General features: G+C 55.5%; 16 protein-coding genes. 4 read left to right on the top strand and 12 right to left on the bottom strand.

What is annotated here, in order from left to right:
- Window positions 1-22 precede the first annotated feature (22 nt).
- A complete protein-coding gene (locus VH86_RS20045) occupies window positions 23-1,084 on the bottom strand; it encodes an AraC family transcriptional regulator (RefSeq protein WP_045833905.1) in 1,062 nt (353 codons plus the stop codon).
- A gap of 131 nt (window positions 1,085-1,215) precedes the next feature.
- Here VH86_RS20045 and VH86_RS20040 point away from each other — a divergent pair, with 131 nt between their 5' ends.
- Window positions 1,216-1,491, top strand: coding sequence for a hypothetical protein (locus VH86_RS20040; RefSeq protein WP_045833904.1), 276 nt, complete (start codon window positions 1,216-1,218; stop codon window positions 1,489-1,491).
- A 280-nt stretch (window positions 1,492-1,771) separates the two neighbouring features.
- Here VH86_RS20040 and VH86_RS20035 read toward each other — a convergent pair whose 3' ends face one another.
- The gene (locus VH86_RS20035) at window positions 1,772-2,776 is read right to left on the bottom strand and encodes a phosphotransferase enzyme family protein (protein ID WP_045833903.1); all 1,005 of its coding nucleotides are present in this window, start codon (window positions 2,774-2,776) and stop codon (window positions 1,772-1,774) included.
- Window positions 2,777-3,046: 270 nt separating this feature from the next.
- Here VH86_RS20035 and eat point away from each other — a divergent pair, with 270 nt between their 5' ends.
- On the top strand, window positions 3,047-4,411 hold the full coding sequence (gene eat, locus VH86_RS20030; RefSeq protein ID WP_045833902.1) for an ethanolamine permease: 1,365 nt from the start codon (window positions 3,047-3,049) through the stop codon (window positions 4,409-4,411).
- A 166-nt stretch (window positions 4,412-4,577) separates the two neighbouring features.
- On the opposite strand, the gene mak is transcribed toward eat, so the two are convergent.
- Window positions 4,578-5,489 carry a fructokinase gene (gene mak / locus VH86_RS20025; RefSeq protein ID WP_038648652.1) on the bottom strand — a complete coding sequence of 304 codons (912 nt, stop codon included), beginning with the start codon at window positions 5,487-5,489 and terminating at the stop codon, window positions 4,578-4,580.
- Between the two features lie 145 nt (window positions 5,490-5,634).
- Here mak and rdgC point away from each other — a divergent pair, with 145 nt between their 5' ends.
- Window positions 5,635-6,546, top strand: coding sequence for a recombination-associated protein RdgC (gene rdgC / locus VH86_RS20020; protein ID WP_045813754.1), 912 nt, complete (start codon window positions 5,635-5,637; stop codon window positions 6,544-6,546).
- 377 nt (window positions 6,547-6,923) lie between these two features.
- Here rdgC and VH86_RS20015 read toward each other — a convergent pair whose 3' ends face one another.
- The 8 genes from VH86_RS20015 to aroL form a co-directional block, all read right to left on the bottom strand.
- The gene (locus VH86_RS20015; RefSeq protein ID WP_045833901.1) at window positions 6,924-7,115 is read right to left on the bottom strand and encodes a hypothetical protein; all 192 of its coding nucleotides are present in this window, start codon (window positions 7,113-7,115) and stop codon (window positions 6,924-6,926) included.
- A gap of 155 nt (window positions 7,116-7,270) precedes the next feature.
- Window positions 7,271-7,555 (bottom strand): pyrimidine/purine nucleoside phosphorylase, encoded by a 285-nt coding sequence (gene ppnP, locus VH86_RS20010; RefSeq protein ID WP_034830521.1) that lies wholly within the window; start codon window positions 7,553-7,555, stop codon window positions 7,271-7,273.
- 104 nt (window positions 7,556-7,659) lie between these two features.
- Window positions 7,660-8,337: an AroM family protein gene (locus VH86_RS20005; protein WP_045833944.1), complete on the bottom strand. Its 678-nt coding sequence runs from the start codon at window positions 8,335-8,337 to the stop codon at window positions 7,660-7,662.
- A 2-nt stretch (window positions 8,338-8,339) separates the two neighbouring features.
- The gene (locus tag VH86_RS20000) at window positions 8,340-9,272 is read right to left on the bottom strand and encodes a DUF1177 domain-containing protein (RefSeq protein WP_045813752.1); all 933 of its coding nucleotides are present in this window, start codon (window positions 9,270-9,272) and stop codon (window positions 8,340-8,342) included.
- Window positions 9,273-9,287: 15 nt separating this feature from the next.
- Entirely contained in the window at window positions 9,288-10,847 is a 1,560-nt protein-coding gene (locus VH86_RS19995; protein ID WP_045833900.1) for an OPT/YSL family transporter, read from the bottom strand.
- A 170-nt stretch (window positions 10,848-11,017) separates the two neighbouring features.
- Window positions 11,018-11,770 (bottom strand): IclR family transcriptional regulator, encoded by a 753-nt coding sequence (locus VH86_RS19990; protein ID WP_038648664.1) that lies wholly within the window; start codon window positions 11,768-11,770, stop codon window positions 11,018-11,020.
- Between the two features lie 290 nt (window positions 11,771-12,060).
- Window positions 12,061-12,252 (bottom strand): YaiA family protein, encoded by a 192-nt coding sequence (locus VH86_RS19985; protein ID WP_045833899.1) that lies wholly within the window; start codon window positions 12,250-12,252, stop codon window positions 12,061-12,063.
- Window positions 12,253-12,363: 111 nt separating this feature from the next.
- The gene (gene aroL, locus VH86_RS19980) at window positions 12,364-12,888 is read right to left on the bottom strand and encodes a shikimate kinase AroL (protein WP_045833898.1); all 525 of its coding nucleotides are present in this window, start codon (window positions 12,886-12,888) and stop codon (window positions 12,364-12,366) included.
- Between the two features lie 286 nt (window positions 12,889-13,174).
- Between aroL and VH86_RS19975 the strand changes: the two genes are divergently transcribed.
- Window positions 13,175-13,876 (top strand): DUF2076 domain-containing protein, encoded by a 702-nt coding sequence (locus tag VH86_RS19975; RefSeq protein ID WP_038648670.1) that lies wholly within the window; start codon window positions 13,175-13,177, stop codon window positions 13,874-13,876.
- Here the strand turns inward: VH86_RS19975 and VH86_RS19970 are convergent, their stop codons facing one another.
- A complete protein-coding gene (locus tag VH86_RS19970; RefSeq protein ID WP_038648672.1) occupies window positions 13,877-14,320 on the bottom strand; it encodes a YaiI/YqxD family protein in 444 nt (147 codons plus the stop codon).
- Between the last annotated feature and the right edge of the window lie 47 nt (window positions 14,321-14,367).

The raw sequence follows: 14,367 nt of genomic DNA, 5'->3' as shown, positions 1-14,367 counted from the left end.
TTCGGCTTCACGGCGCATCAGGCTAACTTGCCAGCCCATCCTGTCGCCACTGGCGCGGGCTGATGCCAAACCAGCGCCGGAACGCACGTGAAAACGCGCTAACTTCTGAATAACCCAGCAGCAGCGCCATCTCAGAGATGGGCAACTGCTTCTGTTGCAGGTAGTGCGTGGCCATTTCGCAACGCACTTTATCCACCAACACGGTAAAGCTGATGCCCTCTTCGCGCAGCCGCCGTTGCAACGACCAGCTCGACAGCCCCATTTTATCTGCAATCTCTTCCAGCACCGGTTCGCCCTGCATCAACGACAGATTGATTTGCGATCGCGCTTGCTCAACCACGCTTTGCAGTGAAGCGCTGCTGTTCAGTCGGCGGATGGCATCCTGCATCACCATCAGCAGCATCGGATCCTGCTCTGGCATGGTGCGCAGCAAATCGCGTTTGGCGATCAGCAGCGAGTTGAACGGTTGATCGAACCACACCGGCGCATCAAACACTTTGCAGTGCTCGTGCCACTGTTCCGGTCTCGGATGCTCAAAGTGTACTTCACGCGGCGCCCAATTTTTGCCCGCCACGTGGCGTATCAGATTGAGAAACATGCCGAGCGTCAATTCTGCATCCTGCCGACGCGACAGGATCGCCCCGTGTCGCACCTGATAATCCAGCCGCCAGCAGTCGCCTTTATCGACCAGGCGCGTCAGCGTATCGTGCTGATGCCAGGGAAAGGCATTCACCACGTTGTGCAGCGCCTGTTCCAGCGTGGGTGAACATAATCCGATATAGCCAATCAACCCTAATGACTGCGGTTTGAACTGCTTGCCGTAATGCAAACCGAAGTTATCAAAACCAGAGTGGCGCGCCGCTTCTTCCATCACACGGCAATAGTTGACCAGACCGAGGCTAAGCGTCGGGCTGGCCAGCAGTTCGGAATCAATGCCGCTGACACCAAAAATGCGATCAACATCGCCGCCTTTGTCGGTGATAAAGGTGCTTAAGCCGGTGGCCGCTGCCGCCAGCACGCCACGGTTGTTGGCCTGAGCCGAGAGCGAACTGTACGCTTCAGAAGGAGTCATCAGTGATTGCATCGGAACCTCACAGGGATCGCGCGAGTGAAACTAATGGTGGGATCCAGCAAGATTCGTACCATGATGTTTGATAAGGTCGTCATCAATGACGATCCGTCAGGATTCGGAACCATTTCATAGCCTGCGCGTTGATGCGCATCTGGCTGATGGTCCGGTGGCATGCCGAAGTCTGCGCAGTGATGCGTATCTGGCTGATGGTCCGGTGGCATTCCGAAACCTGTGAATTGATGCACATCTGGCTGATGGTCCGGTGGCATACCGAAACCTGTGAATTGATGCACATCTGGCTGATGGTCCGGTGGCATGCCGAAGCCTGTGCAGTGATGCGCATCTGGCTAAAGGTCCGGTGGCATGCCGAAGCCTGCGCAGTGATGCGTATCTGGCTAAAGGTCCGGTGTCATACCTAAGCCTGTGCATTGATACGCATCTGGCTAAAGGTCCGGTGTCATACCTAAGCCTGTGTATTGATACGCATCTGGCTAAAGGTCCGGTGTCACATCTAAACCTGTGCAGTGATGCGTATCTGGCTAAGCGCAGCTCAAGGGTACGGAGGCATTCCGTTGCTCTCCGCTCACGCTCAGCACACAGCATCGAGGCGCGATTTATGGCGCAACGGCGTGAAAGTCATCTCACTACACGCAATAGCCTGCGCCGCTACGACGCACGGCTGCTCACTACTGGTGCAACTTAAACACCAACCGGCAACTGATTGGTTTCCAGATAGCGACGGCATAGACGCACCGAGTGATCGGCCCAACGCGGCCCAAGGCTCAGTGCCATCTCGGTGTCTGCGTGTGTGCCCATCCACGCGGTCATCTGGATACGGCGTTGAATCAACAGCGTCGGCACCAGCGCCATCTCCTCATCACTGATGTGCGCCACACGCTCGTAGCCCTGGATCCAGTTATCCACCCATTCAGCGGCACGCGGATGATGCTCAACAAAACTGATCGCCGCCGCCAGATCGTGCAGATACCAGCCCATGCCGCAGTCATCAAAATCGATCACCCGGGTTTCACCTTTGTGCAGCAGCAAGTTGGTGAGGCGCAGATCGGCGTGGATCAATCCATAACGATCTGTGCCTTTGCCAAAGTCTTGCAGCTCCAGTCCCACTCGCATTACGGCCTCCGCCACGATGCCATGATCGGCCGGATTGAGATTTGGCGCATCCTGCCAGCGCCCCCAGTGGCTGTGATCGCTGACCATGGTGTGATGATCCCAGATGATGCGCTGGAAGCCTGCCGGTTTTTGCCAGCTACGGCTGTGCTGGTGCAGGCGCGCGGTGATGTGCCCGAGCTGCTGGAAGGCTTTGGGATCGACATCAGTGGTGGGCATATCCCCTTCGATCCAGTGAAACAGTACCGCATGTCGCACGCCGCCATCTGGCATGCCTAAGGTCAACACGGTTTCGCCATCAAGGGCTGGGATCGCCTGCGGCACCATAATGCCGATCTCACGCAACGCATCCAGCCACAGCAACTCACTCTGGATATCGGCTTTGCTGTGATAGTCAGGACGATGCAGACGCAGCGCATAACGCTTTCCGCCTGCGAGCAGCAGGAAGGTGGCATTTTCAGAGCGGCACAGGAGCTTCAGCTCACCCTGCAAGGGCGCGGGGTAACAGGCCAGCGCCTGCTGTGCAAGTATCGTCATGGCAGCATCGGTCAGGGAATCGGATTGTTTGGCGCTCATTCATCTGTCTCCAGCATCAATCTTATGGGTAGCAAGTGTTATCAGCATGGGATGACGGCGTCCTGACTGCTTGACCGCAGATAACCCAAAGTTGACCGCAGCGTGCAACTGGCACTTTTCTTGCCTCTGAGTTGACCGTGGAGGACAAAACTCACTGCGCCTGCGTCAAGTTTTCCCGCTGCAGGCGGCGGCATTATCACTTCACTGTAGTGCATAGAACAAAACAGCGCGGTGCAGCCGCCGCACAACAATCACGACGGGGAGACGATTATGACGAGTAAGCTCAAACCCACGCTGGGCACTCTGCATTTGTGGGGTATCGCGGTTGGACTGGTAATTTCCGGGGAGTATTTTGGCTGGAGTTATGGCTGGGGCGTGGCGGGCACGTTGGGGTTCCTGATCACCACCGCACTGATCGCCACCATGTACACCTGCTTTATTTTTAGCTTTACCGAATTGACCACCGCCATTCCACACGCCGGGGGGCCGTTTGCCTACAGCCGCCGCGCCTTTGGTGAAACCGGTGGTTTGATTGCCGGGCTGGCCACGCTGATTGAGTTTGTGTTCGCCCCACCAGCGATTGCCATGGCGATCGGTGCCTATCTCAACGTGCAGTACCCGGATCTCAACCCGAAAAACGCTGCGGTCGGCGCTTATCTGGTGTTCATGACGCTCAACATCCTCGGCGTGAAGCTGGCCGCGATGTTTGAATTGGTGGTGACGGTGCTGGCGGTACTGGAACTGCTGGTGTTTATGGGCGTGGTCTCACCGGGCTTCAGTATCGCTAACTTTGCGGCTAACGGTTGGGCGGGAAGCGATCACTTCGGTATGCCTGCCCTTTCCGGCATCTTCGCCGCCATTCCGTTTGCCATCTGGTTCTTCCTCGCCATAGAGGGCGCCGCCATGGCTGCCGAAGAGGCCAAAGACCCAAAACGCACCATTCCCAAGGCTTACATTACCGGCATTTTGACGCTGGTGGTGCTGGCGATTGGCGTGATGCTGCTGGCGGGTGGCGCAGGTGACTGGCGCAAGCTGTCGGATATTAACGATCCGTTGCCGCAGGCGATGAAGATGATTGTCGGCGAGCACTCCAACTGGATGCATATGCTGGTGTGGATTGGCTTGTTTGGTCTGGTCGCCAGTTTCCACGGCATTATCCTTGGCTATTCACGTCAGTTCTTTGCGCTGGCGCGTGCCGGTTATCTGCCGCAGAGCCTGGCGAAGTTGTCACGTTTCCAGACGCCGCACCGCGCGATTATTGCCGGTGGCGTGATTGGTATCGCGGCGATTTACAGCGATGGTCTGATTAACCTGCAAGGCATGACGCTGACGGCGGCGATGATCACCATGGCAGTATTTGGCGCCATCGTGATGTACCTGATGAGCATGCTGAGCCTGTTTAAATTGCGCCGCACCGCACCCGACATGGAACGCAGCTTCCGCGCGCCGGGTTATCCAATCATTCCGGGTATCGCGCTGGTGCTGTCACTGGTGTGTCTGATTGCCATGCTGTGGTTCAATCCGGTGATTGGCGGGCTGTTCGTGGGGATTATGGTGGTGGGATATATTTACTTCCTCGCGACCAAAACCCAGCGTCAGAACGCACCGCAGGATGCGATGCTGATGGGAGAATAATCACGGAATTGCCTCGCGCGCAAAAATACAAATGCGCTGTCAGGGTCCTTTTATTCAACAACACGCACAATAGGTAAATAGCAGGCTGGCGCCTCTAAGCGGCGCCAGCCTGCATTATCGTCTGGTGCTTCATGGACGAACTTACGCTATCAAAGCGACCTTTTTATTACCCTTTCAGCGGCCACAGCCATGCCGCACCGCGCACGCCACTTGAATCGCCGTGCACCGCTTTCAGCACTGGCGTTTCACATTCGCGGCCAAACACCCACTGCTTCATCAGCGTGGGCACCGTCTGATACAAGCGGTCGTTGTTACTCATGCCGCCACCCAGCACGATCACATCCGGATCGAGCAAGTTCACCACTTGCGCCAGCGATTTGGCTAAGCGCATTTCGTAACGGCTCATCGCCAGTTCCGCTACCGGATCCTGCTGCTCAATCAACTTGATGATTTCCGCGCCCTTCAATGTCTTACCGCTTAAGCGTTGATAGTCGATGGCAAAACCCGTGCCCGAAACAAAGGTCTCAATACAGCCCTGCAAGCCGCAATAGCACGGCACTTCTTCGCGATGGCGCAGTTCATCTTCATCCATCCACGGCAGCGGATTGTGGCCCCACTCGCCAGCGTTACCATTGCCGCCAATACGCGACTCACCGCCAATCGCCACGCCCGCACCCGAACCGGTGCCGATAATCACCGCGAACACCAGTGGTTTGCCCGCGCCTGCACCATCCACCGCTTCAGACACCGCCAAACAATTCGCATCGTTGGCAATGCGCACGTCACGATTCAGCGCCTCGGCCAGATCTTTGTCTAACGGCTGTCCATTCAGCCAGGTCGAGTTGGCGTTTTTGACCCGCTGGGTGTACGGCGAAATCGTACCGGGAATGCCGATCCCCACGGTGCCCTTTTCCCCGGTTTTCTCCTCTGCCAGTAGCACTAAATCCACAATCGCCTGGACTGTGGCGGCATAGTCATCGCGCGGGGTATTGACGCGGTGACGGAACAGCTCTTGCCCCTGATCGGAGAGCGCAATCACTTCAATCTTGGTACCGCCTAAATCAATCCCAATACGCACGATTTATTCCTCATTATTCGTTCAGGTGACAGATACAGTAGAAGGCTGAATCGGGAAAGGCAATGAAACCCATCCGATGTTTCGCTATCATGCGCGCTGACTTTGAGACTTGTGCGCCCGATCGCACCCACGGTAAGGAATCCCGATGTTGTGGTTTAAAAATATGATGGTTTATCGTCTGAATCGTGACATCCCACTGTCCGCAGACGATCTGGAAAAACAGCTCGACGCCTTCACGTTTTCCCCTTGTGGCAGCCAGGATATGGCGAAAACCGGCTGGGTGTCACCGATGGGCAACCGCGGCGAAGCGCTGACGCATGAAATCAACGGTCAGATCGTGATTTGCGCGCGCACCGAGCAGAAGATTCTGCCTTCACCCGTGGTGAAACAGGCGCTGGAAGCGAAGATCGACAAGCTGGAAGCGGAACAGAGCCGCAAGCTGAAAAAGACCGAGAAAGACTCGCTGAAAGATGAAGTGCTGCATAGCCTGCTGCCACGCGCGTTTAGCCGTTTCAGCCAGACGTTTATGTGGATCGATACCGTGAACAACCTGATCATCGTCGATTGTGCCAGCGCCAAGAAAGCGGAAGACACCCTGGCGCTGCTGCGTAAGAGCATCGGTTCACTGCCGGTGGTGCCACTCACGCTGGAAACGCCGATTGAGCTGACACTGACAGAATGGGTACGTTCTGGCGAATTGCCTGCCGGTTTCGCGTTGATGGATGAAGCGGAGCTGAAAGCAATTCTGGAAGATGGCGGCGTGATCCGTTGCAAGAAACAGGATCTGATCTCCGATGAGATCGCCACCCATATCGAAGCCGGTAAAGTCGTGACCAAACTGGCTCTGGACTGGCAGGAACGCATTCAACTGGTGATTGCCGACGATGCATCGATCAAGCGTCTGAAGTTCAGCGACACGCTGCGTGAACAGAATGACGACATTGACCGCGATGATTTCGCCATGCGCTTTGATGCGGATTTCACCCTGATGACCGGCGAACTGGCCGCGTTGATCAGCAATCTGGTGGAAGCGTTAGGCGGCGAAGCTAAGCGCTAATCACGCATAACTCAAACCCCGCAAAAGGCGTAATGCCCGTCAGTTAAGCATTTGGTGATAACGCAGTCTGGTGCCGCTGTTGGGAAGGGCACCGTGGTGAAAACCTAAGTGCTTTACTGCCACAAACGGCACAGTGTCTGAGGCCATAGCACCTCTGCTGCTGCAAGGGCTATCCGCAGCGCTGAGGCGAAGACGTTGTGCCAGGAGCCTGGCGCATGGATGCGCCAGGCAGTTCGGGTCGGCCATGGATGGCCATACCCGAACGGTCCGCCCGGCACGACGTTGCAGCCGAAGGCACCGCGAAGCGGCGTGAGGACGGCCCGGCGGCAGCAGAGGTGCTTTGGCCCGCACTTCCGCACAAAAGAAAACACGGCAGTTTACCGATGTCTCGTTCTGGCAATGCGTAATTTCGCCAGAGCTTCCCTCAATGTCATTCCCTGATCGTTTGCGATTTCATGTTTTGCGATCATTGCCAATTCAAACAATGCGTTCTTCTGGCGTTCATCTTCAGGCTGTTCAGGACTATCCAAACGTTCAAGCGCGGCTTTATTGAATATGATCTGTGCCATGGGAAAACATCCTTTCCTATTCTCGTGAAGATAGCTTTACCAGACTCAACATAGGCACACCTCAGTTTGATTCCTGGCTATGCTGAAGCCAAAAAGAAACCGGGAATGCTAAAAGCATTCCCGGTTTAATGATGACTCATGTTGAAAGTCAGCGCTTACAAGTAGCGGCACAGATAAGACGTTGGCTCAGCCACCTGCAAATGGAATTCGCTGTGGCCTGGCACGTTGAAAACCGAACCGGCTTCGTACCATTTCCACTCGGTTTCACCCGGCAGCAGCACTTTCAGTGCGCCGCTCACGACCGTCATCTCTTCCGGCTGTCCTGTACCGAAGGTGTATTCACCTTCTGCCATCACGCCAACGCTGGCACGGCCAATGGTTACGCTGTCGAAACCAATGGATTTCACTTTCCCGTCGAAATACTCACTTACGTTGAGCATGTTACTTCCTCACAGCACATTATGGTGTCTGGCAGATTACAAGGGAACTCGCTGATCTGTCACGCGAAAAAGCAGCTTAGAACACGAGTTGTGATCGGCCTCAGTCAGACGATCAATTCTGCCGCTAACTTCGCCACCAGCACGTTGGATAACAGTACCGGAATACCCAGCATTTTCTGCAGGAAATCCCGGTGCTTCTGGTGATAGCCAATACAGTCAAGCACCACCACATCCGCGCCCTGCTCTTGCAGCGACAGGCCCGCCTCGATCAAATCACTCTGCTGTGCCAGATAAGGGCTGGCGACGGCAAAACAAGGCGCGCTGTGCAGATTACGCCATTTGCTGGCCTGCTCAGCGATCTGCTCCGTTACCGGCACCACGATGCCCACCTTATGTTCCTGCACAATGGCACTCACCAGCGGTGGGATAATACGATCCGGCTCCATTAACAGCGCCTTTTCGGTTTTCAGCGTGCCAAATTCACCGGTACACAGCAGCAAAATCGTATCGTAGCCCTGCTCTTCCAGCGCACTGATCTTGCGCTGCAGCCCCTGCTCCACTTTCGGTCCCGACAAACGCACTTGCTCGCCGCTGGTCATGCGTGAAACCAGCACTTTCTCACCCGCTTCAGGTGAATAGAACTGCTCGACCTCGGCTAAGGTCAGGCCGTCGAGTAATCCGGCATGAGCCACCTGCTCTTCCGGTAAGTGATCCTGCAGCAGCGGCAGAATGTCGCTACGCGGGGATTGACCAATCGTTAAAGTAACCAGGGACTGTTTCATCATTAGGCTTTCCGCGTGCGCAGGTGGCTGAGACTACCATACAAAGAGTGCAGCAACGCATACTCTTGCTGGTCATAGAACTGGCAGGTTTCACGGCCAAACTCTTTCGCCACTTCCACCGCAAACTTCACGGTAGCTGCGATATCGACTTCATGGCTGGCGCCGGTGCCGCAACCTGGCACCACAGACTCCGCGCAAATTGCCACACCGACCACAGGTACATCGGTGGCGGTTGACGGCTGCAGGATGCTGTTAAGGTGATAGACACCGTTGCCGTAGGGCGTGATGTCCTGCGTGGTGATCGGGAACGTCACCGCTGGCTGACCACTGGTCATCTCCATGATGCGCAGCAGATCTTCTGACACGCGCAGGATGTAACCCTCTTTCACCGTCGGCGAGATCGCGTAGCCTTTATGGTTCAGGATACGGTTACCTTTGGTGGTATCGATTGAAAGGATGGCATCAACGCCATCGATCACTTCGTTGTCATTCATGGTGATGTCGTCGCAAGGCGAATCCATGAAATCCACTGGCTCATGCGGACGTGTTGGCGCATCCGGGCAGATGTGAGTAGTGATAATCACGTCACCCGCCAGCACATCGCCTTTAGTCTGCATCTGTGCCAGCTTCAGCGCACTGCTCACTGCCGCCACTGCGCCATCTGCATCCGAGACCATACCGATACGCGTTGGGCGCGCACCGATGCCGCCCAAACGGCCGACAATACCCAGCGTAGGCGCAGTGCCGCCTTTGCTCTTGCCCTGCGCACCAGGAATATCAATGCGCACGAAATCGGTACGCCCTTTCGGACCGGTCACACGCTTGAAGCTGGCGGTCACGCCTGGATAGTGGGCGAAAAGATCCACTACCTGCTGCCCATCGACATAGGCGCTGTCGAGTAACTCAAAAACCTGCAGTGTCTGCTGTAAACTCATATTGAATTCCCTGGGTTATTTCTTGGTGCTACTGGCAAAAAGAGAATGGAAGAAGCTGTACAGCGCGTCGCCCGCAATAAACCCTGCGGCCATCACCTCCATCGGTGAACGTCCACGCTCGCCCCACACACGAATGATCAGGATACGCAGCGCGATCCCCACCATCACCGCCCAACCTGCCGCGGCGTTGTTGATTAACAAACCGGTCGCCAGCAATACGCCTAACTGACGCTTCGGCCCACCGATAAACTGAATAATCGCACCTGGAATTGCCCACATCAGCAAGCTTCCGGCAATGCCTGGCTCGGCACCGGCCTGAATGGTTTTGGCGTAAACGCGTGCCACTGGCGGCAGCAGATTCTCGGCGAAGAACAGATTGTGTGCGTACCACACCACCGGAATACAGATCACGAAGGCGATCATCGCGGCGATCAGCTGGATACGGCGGCCCCACAGCTCTTGCTGCAGATCCGCTCCATTACCGCGCAAAATAAAGCCTGCTTTCAGGTCATAACCCATATCGGCAAAGGCCGGTCCTGTGGCGGCGGTGAAGCCACACAACAGGCAGAGCGCCAGCGGCGGGAAGCCGAGCAGAATACCGAGGATCAGGGTAATCAACGCCACCGCAAATGCCGGGAACCAGCCCGAGTGCATCGCGGCGATACCGACAATCAATTCATGCACGAAGGCAGCGAACGCGGCATAGACGATGAACAACACCAGCATCGGCAAGCCCATCTGGCTCCACAAACCGCCCGCCAGTGCCAGCAGTGTGGAGATAATGATGTATCCCACGGTGCCAAAGCCCAGTGAGCGCTTCACTTCGCTGTCGCTGCGGCTGACATTCAGCTGCTCATTGCGACGGCTGACGATCACTTGTACCACCTGAATCAGCGCCACTAATCCTGCGCCGACCATCATGCCGTGAGGAATATAAAGTGCGTTGATATCAATGCCAGCAACTGGTTGCGCATAGGCACGCAACAGGAAACCAATACCGAGCATACTCAACGCCCAGATATTGCCGATAAAAGCCGTACCGAAGGCTGACATGGGGATTTTCAGCATTGAGCCAGCGATACCGCCGACAATACCGACCACCAGCAACCACGCCTGTCGGCCACCTTTATCGCCGGCTTTGATCGCTTCCGCTGCTGCCACACCCGGCGGCCAGGCATTGCTGGCGGGGAACACGCGGGTATCAAACAAGCGGTAAAGCAAATAGGCATCCAGCAGCATCGCTGCACTGACACCGACAAACAGCGGCAATACCAGCTGCGGTTCACCCAGCGCCCACGGCACGGCAATCGGCATCAGCAGACTGTTCGCCGCACCAAAGGTGGCAGAAGAGATGGCGGTTTGCGCAAGGTTCTGTACTTCGATCGAGCGATAACGACGGAACCATTGCAGAGGAATGCGCGCCAGCAGCATGGCAAACAGCGCACCGATAATAGAGGTATTGGGTGTTACCCCAATGGTGGTAATAAGCTGAACCCCGATGATGGCACCTGCTACAGACAGCAGAACCAGCATTAAGCCCACGCCGATACTTTTTATTGGATTATCTTGACGCATATTATCCCCGTATTTTCACCCTGTAGAAAACGCGTAATACGTTTTATGCCCGACACGCGGGACATCAACGCTTTTAATAAATCGTTCCCTGATTTTTGAAATAGGCAGGTCCGAAGACCTGCTATTTCCCTGGTGTGGCGCGAATAAACGCCTTTAAATCGAAAATAAGGTTATGCGCCGTATTTCTCGGCCATCAATGCAGCCGTTGCGCGCAGTTCGCTGAGCAGCGCGTCCGGATAACCCGGGGCCGCTTCTTGCGAGAGAAACGAGAGACACAGTGCGGCACTTTCGCCGCGATGTTTATTGGTGACCGCCACCGCCAGTGAGCTGATGCCTGGCAACGTCTCATTGCGTGCCAGTGCCCAGCCCTGCTGGCGAATCACCGCTAATTCTTTACAGAGTGCATCAATGTTCAACGGCGAGTTTGCGGATGCGGCTTGCCAGTCATCGGCAAAACGCGCACGCACTTCGTCATCACTCAACTGCGCCAGTAGCACGCGCCCGGTTGAAGTACCGGAAAGAGAAACGCGCGAACCTGGCGGCGTCACCAACTGGGTGAAAAAACGACCGTGATACATGCGCATCACCAGAACATCCTGACCATCCAGTACTGAGATGTAGCCCATACAACCACTGCTGGCCGCCAACTGCGCCATGGGCGCGGAAGCGCTATCCACCAACGGCGTAGATAAGTAATGCCCGGCCACCGACAGCAACACACGACCAATCTGGAAACAGCGACTATCGGGATCACGCTCAAGCAATCCTTCACTTTCCATGGTCGCCAGCAGGCGAGAAACGGTACTTTTCGGCAATCCCAACGCCTCAACCACCTCGGTGAATGTCAGGCCCGGATGGCCCTGCGTCACGCCAAAGCGCTGGAAAAGCTTAAGTACGGCAGCGGCGTTTTCGAGTGTGGTCATGGCGTTGGTTTCACTATGTGGAACTGAGTTCCTATATCAATACAATGAAAGTAATTCGCTCTGCGGATCGGGTCAAGCGCAAATTTTGAACCGGCTATATTTGCGTCGATTTAACGCAGCATAAAATACGGCGCAAACTGAAAATAAAATGACGTTATCAGGCAAGATGGAATAAGAGCAGAAAAGGATGGCTAATCTGGCGGGCATATTGGCCATTTTATGGCAGTTGAAAATATCTGGTTAAGCACGGAAGGTAATGAATGATTGACAGGCGTCCTTGCCCGCGAGCATTACTCTTTATCCGCGTCTTCGTAGCGGGCTTTGGCATCCTGCGCTTCGGCTTCCGTTTTATGCTCACTGATCAGTGAGTCGGGCTTCGGATGGTCAGCGCGTAACTCATACCATGTCACGATATTACCTGGCGCGCCTTTCTCAACGGCAACGATGCGCGCTTCTCGCGGGTACGGTGGTTTAGTTGGCATAGATTTCCCTCTTATGTCTGGTTTCCACACAGACAGCGGCGATCCCCCTGTCTTAACCTGAGTATAGACAATGGCGGATCGCGAGAAAAAAGAGAGATAAATCTGAAGAGGTTAGCTGGCGCGGGCGAGCGAAAGGGATTGAAGAATTTGATCAACCACCTGTTCAGGCGCCTGCATGGCATTCACTTCGTGGTGTGCTGTCTGACGGTAAAGATGCGCGCGTTCACGCAGAATATCGCTCATCTCCTCGGCAATCGGACGACCGGTTAGCGTCGGGCGCTGTGCGGCTTCGGGCTGACGTTCAAGACGATCGGCCAGTACCGTTGACGGGGCATTCAACCAAATCACCTGCCCATGTTCGCGCATAAAGCGACGATTCACTTCAGCCAACACCATACCGCCGCCGGTGGCAATCACCGTTGCCGGCGCCGTGACTGCCCGCAGCGACTCGGTTTCGCGCCCACGGAAGCTGTCCCAGCCTTCAACCGCGACGATTTCCGCCACGGTGCGTTGCGTCGTGAGCTGCAGGTGATGATCGGTATCGCTAAAGGCATAACCAAGCGCCTGAGATAGGGCCTGGCCGATAGTGGTTTTACCGCAACCGCGTGCGCCGATCAGATAGATGGGTAATGACATCCGGGCTCATCCTCCGCCGTATTTATGCCGCACGGGCAAGGTCATCAGGTCAATATTGCGTCGCATGATACCTGGATTTTATTTTATCAGCCACCCGCGAAGCACGATTTACGCGTATTTACGACCCTGAATTCACTATCAACATGATTAATAACGATAAAATGATGCGCATTTCGTGCATCAACTTATTTGTAAGCACGGGCAACATTTCCTTACCAGGCCATTGATTTACTTTCTGTCACGTTGACCACATATAAGGAGGTACGAATCATTGGAGGTTCACACCATGCAGAATGAAGAACAACAGTTAATCGACAATCTCTTTAGCCGACTGAAACAGGCTGAAACCCAGAGCGGCCCGCGTGATGCCGGTGCCGAACAGCTGATTAAACAGCACTTGCAGAACCAGCCTGGTGCGCCTTATTACATGTCACAGGCAATCCTGATTCAGGAAGCAGCGCTGAAAAAACTCAACGCTCAGGTGGCCGATCTGGAGAATCGCCTGGCACAGGCTCAGCAACAACAGCAAGCACCGCAGCAGAGCAGCGGCGGTTTCCTGTCGAGTCTGTTTGGCGGCGGTTCTCGCCAGTCTGCGCCACAGCAGCAACAGCCAGTGTGGAGCAGCGCGCCGCAGCAGCCTCAGCAGCAATACGCGCAGCCCCAACAGCAATATGCGGCTCCGCCTGCGCGCGGCACGGGTTTCCTCGGGGGGGCATTACAGACAGCCGTCGGTGTGGCCGGGGGTGTGGTGATGGCCGATATGCTCACCAGCATGTTCCATCATTCTCAGCCGGAAGAGATTGTGAATATCATCAACGAACCGGCGCTGCCACAGGTGGATAACAGCCTCGATACCTTTAACGGTAATGACAGCAACAATGCCTTCCTGAACGACAACGCCAGCTGGGATAACAACAGCTTTGCGGATAACAACGATTTCAGCGACTTTGGTGGCGGCGACTACGACGACGATGACAGCTTCGTCTGATTAGCGCTGGCGTAACCACTTATCCAATTCGTTAGCAAACAGCTGGCGGTCACGTTGGTTTAGCGCCGACGGGCCGCCACTTTGCACGCCACTCGCTCGCAGGGTTTCCATAAAGTCACGCATGGTCAGACGCTGACGAATGGTATCCGGTGAGTAGCGCTCGCCACGCGGATTCAACGCCGCAGCGCCCTTCTCCAGCACTTCTGCCGCTAAAGGAATATCCCCGGTGATCACCAGCTCGCCCGGCTGCACACGCTTCACGATCTCGTTGTCAGCGACATCAAACCCCGCCGCGACCTGCAGCGTTTTCAGCCACGGTGATGGCGGTACGCGCAGCGGCTGATTCGCCACGAAAGTCACGGTGATTTTGGCGCGTTCGGCGGCACGATACAGCACTTCTTTGATGACATTGGGGCAGGCATCGGCATCAACCCAAATCGACATGTGTTTTCCTTTTTCCTACAGAATTGCAGGCGATCTTGCCCGCTTGC

The sequence above is a fragment of the Pantoea sp. BL1 genome, assembly GCF_000963985.1.
GTDB lineage: Bacteria > Pseudomonadota > Gammaproteobacteria > Enterobacterales > Enterobacteriaceae > Pantoea > Pantoea rwandensis_B.
This window is presented reverse-complemented; position numbering and strand designations above follow the sequence as displayed.